The following is a 17,301-nucleotide window of genomic DNA, read 5'->3' on the forward strand; positions in this document are numbered from 1 at the left end:
AGCGGCGGGGGCTATTGCATGGTGAGACTCGCCGCAGCACTTTTTGTATTTCAACCCGCTGCCACAGGGACAGGGATCATTTCTTCCAATTTGCACTGTTTGAGATAGAACTTTGATCTGACACCGCTAGCCTGATCGATCTTTTGTACCAAATTGATTGAGAGTTTACTGCATAAATTCAGGTCGGTCGATTCCAGGCATTGGGCTCCTGGTTTGGGGTGTGGGGGGCCGATAACTCAGCGCGCTGTGCGGCCGGACTCGGTTGTACTGTATTCGCCTTCCGCATGATAAACTGGGTAAAGATATCAGCGCCGTGGTGGTGCTGCGCGAAGGCAAGCAAACCGACGAAAAAGAAGTGCGCGAATTCGCGGCGTGGCCCCTGACTGACTTCAAGGTGCCGCGCAAAATTGTCTTCCTAGAGGAAATTCCGAAAGGCGCGACCGGCAAGCTGCAGCGCACCGGCCTTGCGGAAAAACTCGGTCTCAATTAGCCTATAGCTTATGGAAACCATAAGCAAATATGAATGGTCAACAGGGCGAGCAAGAATTACCATTTTTCGTTCAGCATCAAGCGTTTCTTCCGGGTGCTTTTCGCGCCCATCCGTTGCATTGTAAGCGGGACGCCCGCTTAAGCCAAAAGGGGTTACTCATGCCACGCATTCCAGGCCGCAATTTTCTCTTTGTTCCGGGCCCGACTAATATTCCCGATCGCGTCCAGCGCGCCATGATGGTGGCGATGGAAGACCATCGTTCCTCCAAGTTTCCCGAGCTTTCACGCTCGGTACTGGAAGACCTGAAAAAAGTGTTTATGACTACGGAAGGCCAGGCTTTCATTTTTCCGTCCTCGGGCACCGGCGTATGGGAAGCCGCGTTTACCAATGCGCTTTCTCCGGGCGACAAGGTCCTGGCGTCGCGCTTTGGTCAGTTCAGCCATCTGTGGGTTGATATGGCGCAGCGGCTTGGTTTCGATGTGGAAGTTCTGGAAGTCGAGTGGGGCGAAGGGGTTCCCCTGGAGCGCGTGGAGCAAGTACTCCGTGCCGACAAGCAGCACAAGATCAAAGCCGTGCTGGCGTGCCACAACGAAACCGCGACCGGTGTCACCAGCGATATCGCCGGTGTGCGCCGCGTCATGGACGCCGCGCGGCATCCGGCGCTGCTGTTTGTCGACGGCGTGAGTTCCATCGCCAGCCTCGATTTCCGCATGGATGAATGGGGCGTCGACATGGCGATCACCGGCTCCCAGAAAGGGTTTATGCTGCCGGCGGGCCTGGGCATACTTTGCGTCAGCCAAAAAGCCCTCAAGGCCATGCAAACGGCGACATCGCGGCGCTGCTATTTCGACCTCAACGACATGATCAAGGCCAACGCCACCGGCTATTTCCCCTATACGCCGGCGCTGCCCATGCTGTACGGCCTGCGCGAATCGCTGAATATCATTTTTGAAGAAGGGTTGGAGAATATTATCTTTCGCCACCACTACCTGGCGGAGGGCGCGCGCGCTGCGGTCATGAAGGGATGGGGGCTGAAGCTGTGTGCCAAGGAGCCGAAGTGGTATTCCGACACCGTGAGCGCGATTGTGGTGCCTGAAGGCATCAATGGCGCGCATGTGATCGACGTGGCATTCCGGCGCTACAACCTGGCGCTGGGCGCTGGCCTATCCAAGGTGGCGGGCAAGGTGTTCCGCATCGGCCATCTGGGCGACCTCAACGAACTGATGTTGATGGGCGCAATCGCCGGCGCGGAGATGGCGATGCTCGACGTGGGCATCAACGTCAAGCCTGGCAGCGGCGTTGCCGCCGCTTCGGAATACTGGCGCCATAATGACCCGGTTCCCAAGAAAAAAGTGAGCCGCCAAGAAGTCGTTTACGCGTCGCATTCTACAGGTACTGTTTACTAATAAAATTAATAACTTAATTGCAACACCTCATCGTATTTCTAGATCGTTCCACCCTGCGCGCCGAGGTGCGGCGCCCGGCGTTCGAGCACGCCTGGCGCGAGCACCAAAAAACCACGGCGAATGAAATCCTGAGCCGGCTGGAAGGCGCCACCATCGCGATTACCAACAAGGTGCCGCTGCGCCCGGAGATACTCTCGAAACTCCCCAAGCTCAAGATGATTGCGGTCGCCGCGACCGGTTACGACGTGATAGACATCGACTACTGCAAATCGCACGGCATCGCGGTAGCAAATATCCGCAACTACGCCGTGCACACGGTGCCCGAGCACGCTTTCGCGCTGATTCTCGCGCTGCGCCGCAACCTGCTCGCCTACCGCCGGGATGTGGAGAACGGCGTGTGGCAGGAGTCAGACCAGTTCTGCTTTTTTAATCATCCGATCGGCGATCTCTTTGGTACGACGATCGGCATTTTCGGCGAAGGCGCAATCGGGCAGGGCACGGCGAAAATCGCGCGCGGCTTCGGCATGCGCGTGTTGTTTGCCAACCACGCACCGCCCAAGGCGCCGGGCGTGGAATTCACTCCCATGGATAAAGTTCTCGCGGAGTCCGATGTTATTTCACTGCATTGCCCGCTCACGCTGGAATCGCGCAACATGATAGGGCTTGAGCAATTCCGCAAGATGAAACGCAGCGCAATCCTCATCAACACCGCGCGCGGCGGTCTGGTGGATGAAACAGCTTTGATTCGCGCGCTCGATGAAGGATTGATTGCCGGCGCGGGATTCGATGTTCTGACCAAAGAACCGCCCAAGGAAGGCAACCCGCTGTTGGAAATCCGGCGGCCGAATTTTATCCTGACCCCCCACGTCGCCTGGGCTTCCGACGGCGCCATGCAGTTTCTCGCTGATCAACTGATAGACAACATCGAAGCCTTCGTGAACGGCAAACCTCAACATCTGGTGGTGTGAGCGGCCGGCCCGCCTCGTCGAAGGTCCCGAGCAACCGGGGATCCGATAGCCAAGGAATATTAAATGGATATTCACGAATATCAAGCCAAAGAACTGCTATCCACTTTCGGCGTCGCCATACCGCGCGGCGCAGTTGCTTATAGCCCTGATCAGGCGGTGTACAGCGCCACTGAGCTGGGCGGCTGGCACTGGGCGGTGAAAGCGCAAATTCACTCCGGCGGCCGTGGCAAGGCCGGCGGCATCAAGCTTTGTAAAACCTACCGCGAGGTTCACGACGCGACAAAAGAGCTGCTCGGCAAGAAACTGGTGACCAACCAGACCGGGCCGGAAGGGAAAATCGTCCAGAAGCTTTATATCGAGGTAGCGGAGCCTTTTGAGCGCGAGCTTTATCTGGGTTTCGTGCTCGATCGCAAGATCGAGCGCATCCGCGTCATCGCTTCGGCCCAGGGCGGCATGGAGATCGAAGAAATTGCCAAGGATTTACCGGGCGCGATTTTGCAGGAAATCGTCGAGCCGGCCGTGGGCTTGCAGGGATTTCAGGCGCGCGAACTGGCGTTCGGGCTTGGGCTTAACATCAAACAAGTGGCGCGCGCGGTGAAAACGATGATGGGCGCCTACCGTTCGTTCCGGGATCTCGACGCAACCATGGTGGAAATCAATCCGCTGGTCGTGACCAAGGACGACCGGGTGCTGACGCTCGACGCCAAGATGTCGTTCGACGACAACGCGCTGTTCCGCCACCCCAATGTTGCGGAGATGCGTGACCCCACGCAGGAGGATCCGCGCGAAGTGCAGGCGGCGGAGCACAACCTCAACTATATCGGGCTTGAAGGAGAAATCGGCTGCGTCATCAACGGCGCAGGCCTAGCCATGGCGACGATGGATACCATCAAATACGCGGGCGGCACGCCGGCGAATTTTCTGGATGTGGGCGGCGGCGCTTCGCCCGAGCGGATCGCCGCCGCGCTACGCCTGGTGCTTTCGGACCAGAAGGTGCGCGCTATTCTGGTGAACATTTTCGCCGGAATCAACCGCTGCGACTGGGTGGCTAAAGGCGTGGTCCAGGCCTACCGCGAGGTCGATATCAAGGTGCCGTTCGTGGTGCGGCTGGCGGGAACCAATGTTGACGAAGGGCGCAAAATCATCCGCGAGAGCGGGCTTCCGCTTATCAGCACGGAAACCTTGCTCGAAGCCGCGCAAAAGGTGGTGGCTGCCGCTAAATCATATAAACCGCTGCCGGCTTGAGTCGATTCGGGATAATACTTATGAGCATACTCATCGACGAAAACACACGGGTCCTGGTACAGGGTTTCACCGGCGACAAGGGCACGTTCCACGCCAAGGAAATGATCGCTTATGGAACAAAAGTCGTGGGCGGAGTCACTCCAGGCAAGGGCGGCATGACCCACTTGGGCCTTCCGGTATTCAACACCGTGAAGGAAGCCGTGACGCAGACCGGCGCGACCGCCAGCATCACTTTCGTCCCGCCCGCGTTCTGTATGGATTCAATCATGGAGGCGGCTGATGCCGGCATCAGGCTGGTGTGCTCGATCACCGACGGCATTCCGGCGCAGGACATGATGCGGGTCAAGCGCTACCTGAAGCGCTATCCGAAAGAGAGGCGCACCCTGATGGTGGGGCCGAACTGCGCCGGCATCATCAGCGCCGGCAAAGCCATGCTGGGCATTATGCCCGGCCACATTTACCAGCGCGGGACGGTGGGCATCGTGTCACGCTCCGGGACGCTCGGCTACGAAGCGGCTTCGCAGCTCAAGGCGCTGGGACTCGGAGTCACCACCAGCGTGGGCATCGGCGGCGATCCCATCAACGGCAGTTCTTTTCTCGACCACCTGGTGCTGTTCGAGCAGGACGACGAAACCGCAGCGGTGCTGATGATAGGCGAAATCGGCGGCCCACAGGAGGCGGAAGCGGCGAAGTGGGTGAAAGAAAACATGAGCAAGCCGGTCGTCGGCTACGTGGCGGGACTCACCGCGCCCAAGGGCCGGCGCATGGGACATGCCGGCGCCATCATCTCCGCCACCGGCGACAGCGCCGCGGAGAAAAGCGAAATTATGAAGAGCTATGGCCTGACGGTCGCGCCCAGCGCCTCCGAGCTCGGCTCAACCGTCGCGCAAGCTCTCAAAAAGAAAACGAGCCGAAAAGCTGTTTCGTAAAAGCCTGCATTGCCTTTGGCCCCGGCAAGTCGCAAGTGCTTGATTTGAGGTGATGGTACAATCGCCATTAAAATACGTACTCGGCAGGTTCACAGTCATACGTTCTCATCAGCACCAGAAGGACATTCAGTATGCGGGGCGTTAAGCTCTATCATCAGTTGCGTCCATTTATCGCCCCTTTGGTGATACTGGTACTCGTCTCAATCCTGATCTTCGTAATCTTTTTCACCGTGCTGGAATGGCAATGGGTTGCTTTCCTTTCGGGAATCCTGTCCGCCTCGATCCTGTCAATGGTCAGCCGCGCCGCCAAATCCGAATGGCGCGTCACCCGGCGCACAGCACAGGTAAACAAGCTCAGAGAAAAGCTTCTCCAAGAAAGCGTGAAACATGTGCAGACAGCGGGAAAGCTCGCCCAGGAGTCGGAAGCCCGCGCCAAGGAGCACGAGAGCCTCACCCGGGAGACCAGCGCCCACAAACGCGCCAAAGAGGAACTGCGCGCCACGCAGGAACGGCTCCAGCTGATGAGCGATGCGCTCCCGATCATAGCGTTTTATTGCGACAAGAATCTAACGTGCCAGCACCACAACGCCGCGTTTCGTACGTGGCTGCACGTGGAAGCGGATCAAATCAACGGCCGCCAACTGAAAGAGCTGCTGGGGGAGAATGCCTTCGAGAGTATGACAAGTTTCGTCAAGGAGGTGCTCACGGGCAGGAAAGTGCACCTGGAGTGGTCCCATAAATTCCACTTCGCGCTGTCCCATATCGAGGGCGATCTCATACCGCATAAGAATCCCAGCGGGCAGATCATCGGCTTCTTTGGATTGTTCGCCGACGTCACTGCGCGCAAGCAGCTGGATGTGGCGCCCCCGTCAAGCGGGCGGCGCAAGCCGATTCAGGCCGCCCACGGAGCCCAGACGGCCGAGATTCCCGAACAGGCGCTCTACATCGATTCCATTGCCGAGCAGCTCACCGGCTGGGGTGATGCGGCCGCCCGCCTCGCCGAAATCCTGGAAAAAGACGAGCTCCGCCTTTATCACCAGCTCATTCTTCCCTTGAAGCCGGAGCAGGGGCACCCGCCGATTCACGAGATTCTGATTCGGCTGCACGAGGAAGAGGAATCCTTATCTCCTCCCGGCGCGTTCATCCCGATAATTGAGCACTTCAACCTCATGCCCGCGATTGACCGCTGGGTGGTGAGCCACGTCATCGACTGGTATGTCCGGAAGCACTCGGGCGCCGACACCCGGCCGGCCGCGCTCTACAGCATTATTCTGTCCGAGCAGTCGGTGAGCGACCCCGGATTTGCGGAGTACGTACGCAAGCAAATCGAAAGCCGCCGTTTTCCGGCACAAATGTTGTGTTTCGTGATCTCGGAGGAAGAAGCGATCGCCCGAATCGATGATACCTCACGTTTTATTGCAACGCTGAAGCCGCTGGGCTGCCGATTCGTGCTTGACGGCTTCGGCAGCGCAAAGGTTTCCTTCGAGCACTTGAAACGGTTGCCCGTCGACTTTCTCAAAGTTGACGACAGCATCGTCCGCTATATTCTTCGGGATACGGTGGCCCTGGGCAAGGTCAAGGCCATCCAGCAGGTCTGCAATATGGTGGGCATCCGGACCATCGCCGAGTTCGTGGAAAACGACGAAATCCTGAACAAGGTGAAAGAACTGGGTATGGACTATGCCCAGGGTTTCGGCATTGAACGACCCAAGCCGCTCGAATAAACCCGATGAAGCCCGACCCTGTTCTTTCCCTTTGATTCCGGCGGAGGCCATGGAGCACACGGTCTACGAAAAGGAACTGGCGGGCTTCCTCTTCGAGCTCCTGGCGGGCATCGTGGAGCGCCATGAGCCGCGGATCGTGCCCATGCTGCGCGGCGAGTTGCGCGACTTTGATTTGCCGCCATCGCTGCTGGGATGGGCGCTGCAGGCGCAGGGTATCTGGTTCCAGTTGCTCAGTATCGCCGAGGAAAATGCCGCGATGCGCCGCCGTCGCCAGCTTGAGAACGAGCGCGGCTACGAAAACGTGCGCGGGACACTGGGCCAGGTGGTGGCGGAAGCCCGCGCCAACGGCGCCGACGCCGACGAGATACGCTCGCTGCTGAACGCCCTGAAAATCCGTCCCGTCGTCACCGCGCATCCGACCGAGGCGAAACGCGTCACGGTGCTGGAGAGGCATCGCAAAGTCTACCGCCGTCTGATGGACCTCGAGTCGCCGCGCTGGGTGCCCCGCGAGCGCGAAAAACTGGTCGAGGCGCTGCGCCACGAGATCGAGCTCCTGTGGTTTACCGGCGAACTGCGCCTGGAGAAACCGACGGTGCCGCAGGAAGTGGCCTGGGGTCTGCATTTTTTCAACGAGACGCTGTTTGAAGCGGTGCCCGCGTTGCTCGACAAGCTGGATTACGCCCTGCGTCACGGCTACCCAGGCGAGCGCTTCGAGGTTCCGGCCTTTTTTCAGTTCGGCGCCTGGATCGGAGGCGATCGCGACGGCAACCCGCAGGTCACCAACCAAATCACACGCAAAGCGCTTTACCAGAACTGCCTGGCGAGCCTGCGCCATTACCAATCGCGCCTCATTGAATTGCTGCAAACCTTGAGCATTACCGAGCGCGCCGCGCCGGTTCCCGACGCCTTCCGCGCCGCGCTGGCGCAGGCGCTCGAGCGTTCCGGAGAGGGCGCCGCCATTGCCGCGCGTAATCCAGGAGAGTTGTTCCGGCAATACCTTGCATGCGTTTTGCGCCGACTCGCCATCACCATTACCCACGTCGAAAAAGGCCATCCCATACCTGGGGACCAGGGCTATGCCAGTGCCGAGGATCTGGCCGCGGACCTGAAAACCATGGAGCAAGGGCTGGCGGCGCGCAGGGGCGAAGCGCTGGCGGTGTCCCTGGTCACACCCATCCGGCGCGCGGTCGAAGCGTTCCGCTTCAGCACCGTGCGGCTGGACGTGCGGGAAAACACCACGCGCATTACGCAAGTCCTGGTCGAGTTGTGGCGCGCAACCCACCCCGATGCCGCGGGCGAGCCGCCGGCATTTGATTCCGCTGAATGGAAATCGTGGCTTCTGCAGCAGCTGGCGCAACCGCTGGCGCAGGACCGCCCGGCCCGCCGCCTGTCCGCGGAGGCGGAGGAAACCCTGGGCATGTTCCGGCTGATTGCCGAGATGTGGGACGTGCTGGATCGGCAGGCGTTCGGCGCTTTCGTCCTCAGCATGACCCGCTCGGTGAGCGATGTGCTGGGGGTATGCCTGCTGGCCAAGGAAGGCGGGCTGTTCTATGACCCGGCGGGGGTGGAATACTGCCGGCTGCCGATTACGCCCCTGTTCGAGACCATAGACGATCTGCGGCGCGCGCCCGCAATCATGCGCGAGCTGCTCAACGTGCCGGTGGTAAGGCGCAGCATCCACGCCCAGGGCGGCCGCCAGGAGGTCATGATCGGTTATTCGGATTCCAACAAGGACGGCGGATTTTTTTCCAGCAACTGGGAACTGGCGAAAGCGCAGGTCAAGCTCACCCAGCTTGGAAAAGAGCTGGGCATCCCGATTACCTTCTTCCACGGCCGCGGCGGCTCGGTGAGCCGCGGCGGCATTGCTACCGGCCGCGCCATTGCCGCACAGCCGGCCGGTTCCATCTGCGGGTGCTTCCGGGTCACCGAGCAAGGCGAGGTGGTGTCGTTCAAATACGCCAACAAGGGCACCGCTGCCTACCACATCGAACTCCTGGCGGCGAGCGTGCTGGAGCATTCGCTGAAGTCCGACCGCGAGCAGGCCCTGCGCGCCAATCCCGAGTTCGACGAAGCCATGGAAGCGCTCTCCGCTACGGCGCAGGCCGCTTACAGCCGGCTCGTCCGGCATCCGGATCTGCCCGCCTATTTTCAGGCGGCGAGCCCGCTTGAGGAAATTTCGCTGCTCAACATCGGCTCGCGTCCCACGCGCCGCTTTGGCGCGAAGAGCCTGGCCGATCTGCGCGCCATTCCCTGGGTTTTCGCCTGGTCGCAGAACCGGTACATCGTGACGGGCTGGTACGGCGTCGGCGGCGGCCTTTCCGCCTTCCTGCAGGTTCGCGGCGCAGCGGGGCTGACGTTGTTGCGGCGCATGTTCAATGAATCGCGGCTGTTCCGCCTCATCATTGACGAAGTGGAAAAGACTCTGGCTCAGGTTGACCTGGTGATTGCCCGTGAATACGCAGGGCTGGTCAAAGAAAAGCGGATGCGGGAAGAAATCTTCCGTATGATTGAAGCGGAATACCGGCTTACCCGCGAGATGGTACTGAAAGTGAGCGGCGATAAGGAAATCGCCGAACGCTTTTCCGAATATTGCCGGCGCCTTGCGCTGCGCCTGCCGATGCTCAACCAGGTCAACCGCGAGCAGGTGGATCTGCTGCGGCGCTACCGCCGGGAGCCGGAAGGCGAGACGAAAAACCATTACCGGGATGCGCTGTTGCAATCGATCAACTGCATTGCGGCGGGCTTCGGCGCCACCGGATGACAACCCATTTGATTTAAATCTAAAGGAAGGAAACCCTTGAGCTTTACCAGCATTGAACCCGCCACCGCGCGCCTGCAACGTTCCGAACTGGCCGTTCCCGGCACCAACACTTCTCTCTTCGAGAAGGCGGCCAAATCCGCCGCCGACATTATTTTTCTCGACTGCGAAGACGCCGTCGCTCCCGACGACAAGGAAAAAGCGCGCAAGAACATCATCTGGGGTTTGAACGAAGTGAATTGGGGAACCAAGACCATGATGGTGCGCATCAACGGTTTGGACACCCACTACATGTACCGCGACGTCGTGGATATTGTGGAAGCCTGTCCACGCTTGGACATGATTCTCATCCCGAAAGTCGGCTCACCCGCCGATGTTTACGCCGTGGACATGATGGTCACGCAAATCGAAACCGCGAAGAAGCGCGCGAAGCGCATCGGTTTCGAAGTGCTGATAGAAACCGCTTTAGGCATGGCCAACGTCGAAGCAATTGCGCAATCGAGCAAAAGGCTGGAAGCCATGAGTTTCGGCGTGGCGGATTACGCCGCCTCCACCCGCGCCCGCACCACGGTGATCGGCGGGGTCAACAAAGACTCCGGCGTGCTCACCGACATGGACATCGACGGCAAGCGGCAATACTTTTGGACTGATCCTTGGCACGCGGCGCAGACGCGCATGATGGTGGCGTGCCGCGCTTACGGGTTGCGTCCGATAGACGGGCCGTTCGGCGATTTCAATGATCCGGATGGCTTTATCGCGGCGGCCAACCGCGCGGCGGTGCTCGGTTACGAAGGCAAATGGGCGATTCATCCTTCGCAAATCGAATTGGCCAATCGGGTTTTCACGCCTTCCGAAGCCGAGGTGACCAAGGCCAGGCGCATCATGGAGGCTATGGCGCAGGCGGCGAAAGAAGGGAAGGGCGCGGTGTCGCTGGACGGCAGGCTGATAGATATTGCCAGCATCCGCATGGCGGAAGCGCTGCTCAAGAAAGCCGACTCAATCCGCGCCTCGGGCGGAGCGTGAGACCACTTTAATTCTTTTTTCTAGTGGGGCCCAATTCTCAAATTAGCCGTTGCTATATAGACTTCGCGCAAAAAGCAATACAGCGCCGCGATGAAAGACAGCATGGCAACGATGAACAACACGCCGATCACGCTGGGCACTTCCACGGCAAGAAACACTTCCAGGAACAGAATCACTATAAGCGCACAGATCAGCAGGGCACACATTGCGCTCAGGCTGATCGCAGTGTATATGAGCCGGGCGCGCTTGGAAAACACGGCAAGCTGTCTATGGATTTCGCCGCGCTCTTTCTCGCCGCTCGCAGACAACCTGGATTCAAGAACACGGGCAAAATCGACGATTCTGCCCAACCTGTTGGCGAGCACGCCCAGCATCGCGCCTATGCCGGTAATGAGGAATACTGGCGCTACCGCAAGCTGAATGGCGTGACCGACTGCGGCTGCAGTTAAACCTTGTTGGAGCATGGTAATCGCTGAATCATTAAAAGAGCCGTAGTGATCAAAGTTACACGAGCCTGAATATCATGACGCAGGCGGCGAAAGAAGGGAAGGGCAATCGCTCGTGTTTTTGATCCAGTGAGACTCGACGTCTTCCAGATCTTCTTGGTCAGCTCAAAGCTCAGAAGCCAACACTTATGCCGGCCAACAGATGAAATGTGCGCAGGGGTGTCTCGGCCTGTCCCTGGTCTGCAGTGTCGACTCGCGCCTCGCCGCTGTTAAACTTCGTTTCTGCAAATAATCCGATGCGCCGTGTAAGGCCATAATACACGCCGCCCAGCACTTGGTAGCCAAAACCCGAGCCCTGATACCGTTCATTATTGTTCTTGTTGTTTACCGTGTTTTCCGGGTGGAGGATGTAGTAGACCAGCCCGCCGCCAACGTAGGGTTGCAGGCGCCCCTGGGGAAAGACTTCGCTGGTCTGCACCGTCCAACGGTACAGCGCGTTCAGCGCGAGCAGGTTTACGCCGTGGGTGATATTGAACTTTTGCACGCGCTGATTCAGCGGCGCGGATCCATTGACCGGCACGCCTTTGAAAGTGCCTGAAACAGCCACAACTTGGTCGGTTTGAGCGAATATCTTGTAGTGCGTAAAATCCAACATGGCGCCCCAGCTGGGCGCGCTCTCAAAAAAGTGGCTTAGCCGGATGCCGTAATACGGCGGGTTCTGGAAAGGTTTTGCATCCCAGCTCACGTCATGGAAGGTCGCATCGGTACCCACGCTGGACTGTTGGACGTGAATATCGCTGTTGAGGGTAAAGGATGAACCCGTGTACAAGGAGAAAGAGGTGTCGGCCCATGCCGTTTCACACGGTTTGGCCATAACGCCGCCAACTATTGCAACTGTGCTCAAAAATAAGCTCTGCTGCCTGCTAAGCATGACTGTCGTCCCGGCATGAGCCCTGTTACGCGGATGAGATGAGCCGTCAATTAATTATAGCTGAATAATAAGGAGTGAGGTTCCTTCACCTTCGCGGGAGAGGGTAGGGTGGGGGTGAAGTCATTGTTTATATAATTTTCAGAATGGCCGGCAGCTGCCCATGATCGAGGTGAGATACCTGCAGCAGTTGGGGCCGGTGTACAAAGGCCGGTATTGGATGAATGCCCAAGGTGTCGGAGGAATCGAAGGAAGACCGGCGATTTTTGATTTGGGCGCTGCGGCTCGACGGCGCTCAGGAGGGGGCCTCTATAGCGGGAATAGCCGGACCACGCCATTCGGACATCTTGGCAGCGACGGCAACTGCTCCTATTTCTTCGATCCTAAAAGCGGCAGCAGCGTCATGAGTGGCAACTGCAACTAATCACGCCGAGTCTTTACAACCCGTTCACCCTGATGCTTCGACTGCCACTCCGTTCGTCCCGAGCGTAGGGAGCGTAGCGACCGGAGTCGAGGGAAGTGAGTCGAAGGCTTACCCGAACGCGAGCGGCGCTCAGCATTAAAGGCTATCGCATTATTTGTAATAGCTCAGACTTGATCTAACAGACAGTGTCTGACCAAGTCGACTCTACAGCGTCTATTAAAAGACTGGAACCGGCCAAAAGCGGACATTTAGGCACGGTAAACAGCATTGCCTTCCCATCGCCGTGCTTCTTAGTAGGCACTAATTTATCCTCAGGCTAAGTATCAGCTAAGTATCGGCGCGTAGTCTCTCCTTCACGCGGATGTCCGCGGCTTTGACTCAAGGAGATGAAACATGAACCGTATACTTAAGCTTTCTATTGCCTCAACGCTCGCTCTGGGAGCGATCGGCGCGGGATATGCCGCCAACGCCGAGAACGATGCACACGTCATTAACGATGCAAAGATCTCTCTTTCCCAGGCGGTCTCGGCAGCCGAGCAGCACGCGGGTGGGAAAGCATCAAGGGCGGAGGTGGAACGTCACAAAGGCGAGTGGATCTATGACGTCGAGGTGGTCGCAGGCAAGAAAGTCATGGACGTAAAGGTCGACCCGCAAAAGGGCACCATCCTGAGCGCGACCGAAGACAAGGTCGATCACGACGACGACCACGACAAGCAAGACTGATCTGCGCGTTACGCTGCCGCGGCCCGCTGATTGCGCGCGGGCCGCTTCCTGAATGACCCGGCGGTGGTACCCCGCCCAGCTTATTGAAGAGGGAGAACGACCATGTCGAATCGAAACGAGTTCTGGCTGCTGATCATGCTGCTGACGGCGATTATGACAGCGACTTTTCCCCGGCTGATCGCCCAAACACGCATCGGCCTCGAATTCAAGGGCGGGCAGGAAATAGTATTCCAGGCCGAGCCGCCGGCGCCGGGGGCGGCGGTGGACCACGACATGCTGGTGGCGGCGGCAAGTATCCTGGAGAAGCGGGCCAACAAGCTTGGCGTCGCGGAGCCCGCGGTGAACATCCTCGGCAAAGACATGATCCGCGTGGAGATTACGGGAGTGGCGCCGGGTGACAGCCTGTTCGTCGATTTGAAAAACCCAAACGGGTTGCCTCTCAAGCTCACTGAGAAATATTCGGAAACCGTGGGCGGCGTGCTCGGCGCCGGCGATCTGCACGACACGCTGCGCGCAGCTCTGATTGCGCTCGGCGCGGTCTTCATCTTTCTCGTCTTCGCATATCGCGGCAAGGGATTGATCGCCGTATTCGCCACCATGGTGTCGCTGTGGCTGGTGCTCGCCGCGTTTGTCGCTTTACATGCGGTTTTGTCGCTTGCGGCCATCGTTGCCTTCGTGCTCGCCATCGGCATCTCATCCGGAGCCAACATCATCGCTTTCGAGCGGGCGCGGGAGGAAGCGGCAGCGGGCGCCACGGCGGGCCGCGCGCTTAAGGCCGGCGCGACCAAATCGTTTCGCACCATCGCGGACGCCAACGCCACCGTGCTCATCTGCGCCGTCATTCTGCTGGTTGCCGGTCTCGGGCCGATCCGCGGCTTCGCGCTGACCACGATCCTCGGAATCCTTGCCAGCTTCGTCGCGAACGTGCTGCTCGCGCGCGTACTGGTCCGATGGTTCTTCGGTGACGACCAGCACACCGGATTGTTCGGCGCACGCAGCACCGCCGGCGCGCGCGGCGGTATCGACTTCGTGCGCTGGAGCAAATACGGCATTGCCGTATCGCTAATAGCCCTCGCCGCCGGGGGTTTGAGTTTGGTCAAACGCCCGTTGAACCTCGACATCGAGTTCAAGCCGGGCACGGCGCTCGACGTGACGATCGATCGGCCGATCGGCCAGGACGAAGCAACCGACCTCATCGCCTCGGCGGGCATGTCGCCCGCCACCGTAGCAATCGGCGGCAAGAATCAGAATACCATCGCCGCGCGCTTCGACAATGTGCTCGACAGCAGCCAGGTCGATGCAATCATCGCCAAGGTCAAGGAGGCTTACGGGCCCGGCATAACCTACGCGGAAAACACCGCCGATCCGGCGGTCGCGAAAGAGCTGGCGAGGAAATCAGTGACGGTCGTCCTGCTCGCCATTCTCGGCACAGCGCTTTTTATCTGGTACCGCTTCGATAGTCGCATGGCGGCGGCTTCAGCGGTGGCCGTGATCAACTCGGTACTGTTCGTGATAAGTGTTTTCGCGTTGCTTCACCTCGAGATCGACATCACTTTCATCGCAGCCATGCTGATCGTGGTGGGCTATGCGCTCAACGAGGCCGTGGTCGTGTTCGACCGCATCCGTGAAAACGCCTCGGCCCACTACACCGAGATCGTCAATCGCAGCATCCGGCAAGTGATGCGCCGCTCCCTATTCACCGTGCTGACGGTGCTGGCAGGCGCGGCCTCGCTCTACTTCTTCGGGGCAGAGCCGCTGCAGATGTTCTCGCTCGCGATTTTCCTCGGCCTAGTGTGGGGCGCATTCTCCTCGATCTTCGTCGCGCCGCGCCTGTGGCTCGCCATGCGCCCAAAATACGCCGTGATTGCGGCTTGAGGGCGAACAAGGCCTCGCGGATCGTCAGCCTCGCTGCCTAAGTCGCCATCTTCCGGTTTCCCGAATATCATGTAATGCGGGTCCCGCGAGCGGTACCGTATAACTCCTTGCTGCGGGGCAGGCAAGAGGAACGGAACTGAGCGATGCGCGTATTGCTGGTGGAAGATGACAGGATGATCGGCGAAGCGGTTTCCCAGGCGCTGGGAGACGCCGCATATGCAGTGGATTGGGTCAGGGACGGCCAGACCGCGCTGCTCGCGCTCGAAGCGCGTGAACACGAACTGATCCTGCTGGACCTCGGATTGCCGCGACGCGACGGCCTGGAGCTGCTGCGGCAGGCGCGGGGCAAGGGCGTAAAGATACCCGTCATCATCGTCACCGCCCGTGATGCACTGGAGGATCGAGTCGCTGGTCTGGATCTGGGTGCCGATGATTACATCGTCAAACCGTTTGACGTTCCTGAGTTGCTGGCAAGAATGCGGGCGGTAATGCGCCGGCGCGGCGGGCAGGCAACTTCGCTGCTCACGAATGGTACGCTTGCACTCGATCCGGTGACGCGTGAGGCCCGCTATCGCACGGCTTCTTGCGTTCTGACCGCGCGCGAATTTGCCCTGCTTCAATCCCTGCTGATGCGTCCGGGCGCCATACTCTCCAAGTCAGAGTTGGAGGAGCGTATTTACGGCTGGAATGAGGAAGTCGAGAGCAACGCGGTCGAATTCCTGATACACGGTGTACGCAAGAAACTGGGGGCCTCGGTGATCAAGAACGTGCGGGGGGTGGGATGGACCGTGCCGCCCAAGGAGTGACCACGTCGCTGCAGGCGCGGCTGTCTTTGTGGCTGTCGCTATTCGTCCTTGCTGCCGGAACGCTGGCTGCAGCGCTGTCGTTCTGGCTTGCGTTTGACGAGGCGCACGAACTGCAGGATGAACAGTTGCGTCAGATCGCCCGTTTGGCCCTGAATGAGCGCCTGTCGCCGGCGCCGATTGCACCGGAGGACGCCACAGACAGTGATCCGGATTCGCAAGTGCGCATCGTCCAGGTCGGCGGCCCGCCGCGCGCGGACGATTCCGCGCCCTACGTGTCGTCCGCGGTCGCCGACGGCATGCACACGCTGTACTCTAGAGATAAAACGTGGCGCGTGTTTGTCATCTCCCGCAGTCCGGAAGTCCGCGTTGCTGCCGCCCAGAGCACCGGCGTACGCGACGAGGCCGCATTGGATAGCGCATTACGCACGTTGCTCCCGATGATCGGGTTGATCCCTCTGCTCCTGATCGTGATTCGCGTCGTTGTCCGTTCCAACCTTTCGCAGGTCGTGCAGCTCGCGAAAATGCTGGACAAGCGCAGCGAAGACAATCTTTCTCCGCTGCCGGAAGCCACGGTGCTCAAAGAGATCCATCCCTTCGTCGCCGCCATCAATCGGCTGCTCGCGCGGCTGGACCGGTCGATCGACCAGCAGCGCCGTTTTATTGCCGATGCCGCGCATGAGTTGCGCACGCCGCTCACGGCGCTGTCGCTGCAGGCCCAGAATCTCGAACATGCGGATTCGCTTGCCGAGGTCCCCCGCCGGCTTGCGCCGTTGAAACAGGGACTGGAGCGCGTGCGCCAGCTGGTGGAGCAATTGCTGAGTCTGGCCCGGCAAACCGCAGCGTTTCCGGTGGAGATCAAGCCCGTGTCCCTCGATTCGGTGGTGCGGCGCGTATTCGAGGAGATGTTTCCGCTGGCAGAGGGGATCGGGGTCGATCTCGGCATGGAGCGCGCCGAGACGCTACAAATGGAAGGCGACGAGTTCGCTTTGTACACCCTGCTGCGAAACGTGGTCGACAACGCGGTGCGTTACACGCCGGCTGGCGGAAAAGTGAACTTGCGCCTTTTCGCTGAGAGCGGCCAGGTTGTGGTCGAAGTCGAAGATACGGGCCCGGGCATTCCGGAGGAGGAGCTTGGACAAATCTTCGATCCCTTTTATCGCCTTTCCGGGTCGGCAGGGAATGGTAGTGGACTTGGACTATCGATCGTGAAGGGCATCGCCGATAAGTACGCATTCAAGATTTCGCTGCGTAATATTGGTAACGGGGAAGGACTGCGATTTCGCGTTGAGATGTCACCCGTGAGAGACGGCGGTTAGTATAGCATTGCAGCGGACCGTCAAAAGCTTTGCTTTTGCCGTCCGTTGAATTCAAACCTTGAATGTCCGCTTCGGGTCGCTTACCGCCAGGTTGCGAAACGGCCATAAGGGACGTTCGCTGGCTGCGATCCCTCCGTTCGAGCCTCAGTCGGGGAGTCAAGCTCGCAACAGATTATAGCAAGATGTAGTGTTTTGATTGTGTTCTGTACCGACATGGGTTAGCCAAGAACGCAAAAACGG

The 17,301-nt window shown here is 59.3% G+C and carries 15 protein-coding genes and 1 pseudogene; 13 read left to right on the forward strand and 3 right to left on the reverse strand.

The features are described 5' to 3' along the window. Window positions 1-30: 30 nt before the first annotated feature. Window positions 31-96 (reverse strand): annotated as a pseudogene (locus VHE58_02810) (SEC-C metal-binding domain-containing protein). A gap of 166 nt (window positions 97-262) precedes the next feature. Between VHE58_02810 and VHE58_02815 the strand changes: the two are divergent. The 8 genes from VHE58_02815 (at window position 263) to VHE58_02850 (ending at window position 10,543) form a co-directional block, all read left to right on the forward strand. Continuing rightward, complete coding sequence (locus VHE58_02815) at window positions 263-490, forward strand: hypothetical protein (protein ID HVS26218.1); 228 nt, start codon at window positions 263-265, stop codon at window positions 488-490. A gap of 158 nt (window positions 491-648) precedes the next feature. Next, window positions 649-1,896, forward strand: coding sequence for an alanine--glyoxylate aminotransferase family protein (locus tag VHE58_02820; protein HVS26219.1), 1,248 nt, complete (start codon window positions 649-651; stop codon window positions 1,894-1,896). A gap of 17 nt (window positions 1,897-1,913) precedes the next feature. Further along, the gene (locus VHE58_02825) at window positions 1,914-2,864 is read left to right on the forward strand and encodes a D-2-hydroxyacid dehydrogenase (GenBank protein HVS26220.1); all 951 of its coding nucleotides are present in this window, start codon (window positions 1,914-1,916) and stop codon (window positions 2,862-2,864) included. A 63-nt stretch (window positions 2,865-2,927) separates the two neighbouring features. Then, window positions 2,928-4,109, forward strand: a complete 1,182-nt coding sequence (locus tag VHE58_02830; GenBank protein ID HVS26221.1) for a malate--CoA ligase subunit beta — start codon at window positions 2,928-2,930, stop codon at window positions 4,107-4,109. Between the two features lie 20 nt (window positions 4,110-4,129). Beyond that, on the forward strand, window positions 4,130-5,038 hold the full coding sequence (gene sucD / locus VHE58_02835; protein ID HVS26222.1) for a succinate--CoA ligase subunit alpha: 909 nt from the start codon (window positions 4,130-4,132) through the stop codon (window positions 5,036-5,038). A 131-nt stretch (window positions 5,039-5,169) separates the two neighbouring features. After that, the gene (locus VHE58_02840; GenBank protein ID HVS26223.1) at window positions 5,170-6,762 is read left to right on the forward strand and encodes an EAL domain-containing protein; all 1,593 of its coding nucleotides are present in this window, start codon (window positions 5,170-5,172) and stop codon (window positions 6,760-6,762) included. A 49-nt stretch (window positions 6,763-6,811) separates the two neighbouring features. Further along, the gene (locus tag VHE58_02845) at window positions 6,812-9,523 is read left to right on the forward strand and encodes a phosphoenolpyruvate carboxylase (protein ID HVS26224.1); all 2,712 of its coding nucleotides are present in this window, start codon (window positions 6,812-6,814) and stop codon (window positions 9,521-9,523) included. A 36-nt stretch (window positions 9,524-9,559) separates the two neighbouring features. After that, window positions 9,560-10,543: a CoA ester lyase gene (locus tag VHE58_02850; protein HVS26225.1), complete on the forward strand. Its 984-nt coding sequence runs from the start codon at window positions 9,560-9,562 to the stop codon at window positions 10,541-10,543. Between the two features lie 20 nt (window positions 10,544-10,563). Here the strand turns inward: VHE58_02850 and VHE58_02855 are convergent, their stop codons facing one another. Further along, window positions 10,564-11,007, reverse strand: coding sequence for a DUF2721 domain-containing protein (locus VHE58_02855; protein ID HVS26226.1), 444 nt, complete (start codon window positions 11,005-11,007; stop codon window positions 10,564-10,566). A gap of 154 nt (window positions 11,008-11,161) precedes the next feature. Next, complete coding sequence (locus VHE58_02860) at window positions 11,162-11,920, reverse strand: hypothetical protein (GenBank protein ID HVS26227.1); 759 nt, start codon at window positions 11,918-11,920, stop codon at window positions 11,162-11,164. Between the two features lie 160 nt (window positions 11,921-12,080). Here VHE58_02860 and VHE58_02865 point away from each other — a divergent pair, with 160 nt between their 5' ends. The 5 genes from VHE58_02865 (at window position 12,081) to VHE58_02885 (ending at window position 17,061) form a co-directional block, all read left to right on the forward strand. Further along, the gene (locus VHE58_02865; protein HVS26228.1) at window positions 12,081-12,341 is read left to right on the forward strand and encodes a hypothetical protein; all 261 of its coding nucleotides are present in this window, start codon (window positions 12,081-12,083) and stop codon (window positions 12,339-12,341) included. A 393-nt stretch (window positions 12,342-12,734) separates the two neighbouring features. Next, window positions 12,735-13,064, forward strand: coding sequence for a PepSY domain-containing protein (locus tag VHE58_02870; protein HVS26229.1), 330 nt, complete (start codon window positions 12,735-12,737; stop codon window positions 13,062-13,064). 102 nt (window positions 13,065-13,166) lie between these two features. Continuing rightward, complete coding sequence (gene secF / locus VHE58_02875; GenBank protein ID HVS26230.1) at window positions 13,167-14,939, forward strand: protein translocase subunit SecF; 1,773 nt, start codon at window positions 13,167-13,169, stop codon at window positions 14,937-14,939. 143 nt (window positions 14,940-15,082) lie between these two features. Further along, entirely contained in the window at window positions 15,083-15,745 is a 663-nt protein-coding gene (locus tag VHE58_02880; protein HVS26231.1) for a response regulator transcription factor, read from the forward strand. Then, the gene (locus tag VHE58_02885; GenBank protein HVS26232.1) at window positions 15,721-17,061 is read left to right on the forward strand and encodes an ATP-binding protein; all 1,341 of its coding nucleotides are present in this window, start codon (window positions 15,721-15,723) and stop codon (window positions 17,059-17,061) included. Before VHE58_02880 ends, VHE58_02885 begins: the two co-directional genes overlap by 25 nt. Window positions 17,062-17,301: the final 240 nt, after the last annotated feature.

This window comes from Burkholderiales bacterium (genome assembly GCA_035543335.1).
Taxonomy (GTDB): domain Bacteria; phylum Pseudomonadota; class Gammaproteobacteria; order Burkholderiales; family JAHFRG01; genus JAHFRG01.

Excerpts from the sequence above, each read along its gene's own strand:
- VHE58_02820 (HVS26219.1), top strand. The coding sequence starts at position 649 with ATGCCACGCATTCCAGGCCGCAATTTTCTCTTTGTTCCGGGCCCGACT.
- VHE58_02830 (HVS26221.1), top strand. The coding sequence starts at position 2,928 with ATGGATATTCACGAATATCAAGCCAAAGAACTGCTATCCACTTTCGGC.
- sucD (HVS26222.1), top strand. The coding sequence starts at position 4,130 with ATGAGCATACTCATCGACGAAAACACACGGGTCCTGGTACAGGGTTTC.
- VHE58_02840 (HVS26223.1), top strand. The coding sequence starts at position 5,170 with ATGCGGGGCGTTAAGCTCTATCATCAGTTGCGTCCATTTATCGCCCCT.
- VHE58_02845 (HVS26224.1), top strand. The coding sequence starts at position 6,812 with ATGGAGCACACGGTCTACGAAAAGGAACTGGCGGGCTTCCTCTTCGAG.
- VHE58_02855 (HVS26226.1), bottom strand. The coding sequence starts at position 11,007 with ATGCTCCAACAAGGTTTAACTGCAGCCGCAGTCGGTCACGCCATTCAG.
- VHE58_02860 (HVS26227.1), bottom strand. The coding sequence starts at position 11,920 with ATGCTTAGCAGGCAGCAGAGCTTATTTTTGAGCACAGTTGCAATAGTT.
- VHE58_02865 (HVS26228.1), top strand. The coding sequence starts at position 12,081 with ATGATCGAGGTGAGATACCTGCAGCAGTTGGGGCCGGTGTACAAAGGC.
- VHE58_02870 (HVS26229.1), top strand. The coding sequence starts at position 12,735 with ATGAACCGTATACTTAAGCTTTCTATTGCCTCAACGCTCGCTCTGGGA.
- secF (HVS26230.1), top strand. The coding sequence starts at position 13,167 with ATGTCGAATCGAAACGAGTTCTGGCTGCTGATCATGCTGCTGACGGCG.
- VHE58_02880 (HVS26231.1), top strand. The coding sequence starts at position 15,083 with ATGCGCGTATTGCTGGTGGAAGATGACAGGATGATCGGCGAAGCGGTT.
- VHE58_02885 (HVS26232.1), top strand. The coding sequence starts at position 15,721 with ATGGACCGTGCCGCCCAAGGAGTGACCACGTCGCTGCAGGCGCGGCTG.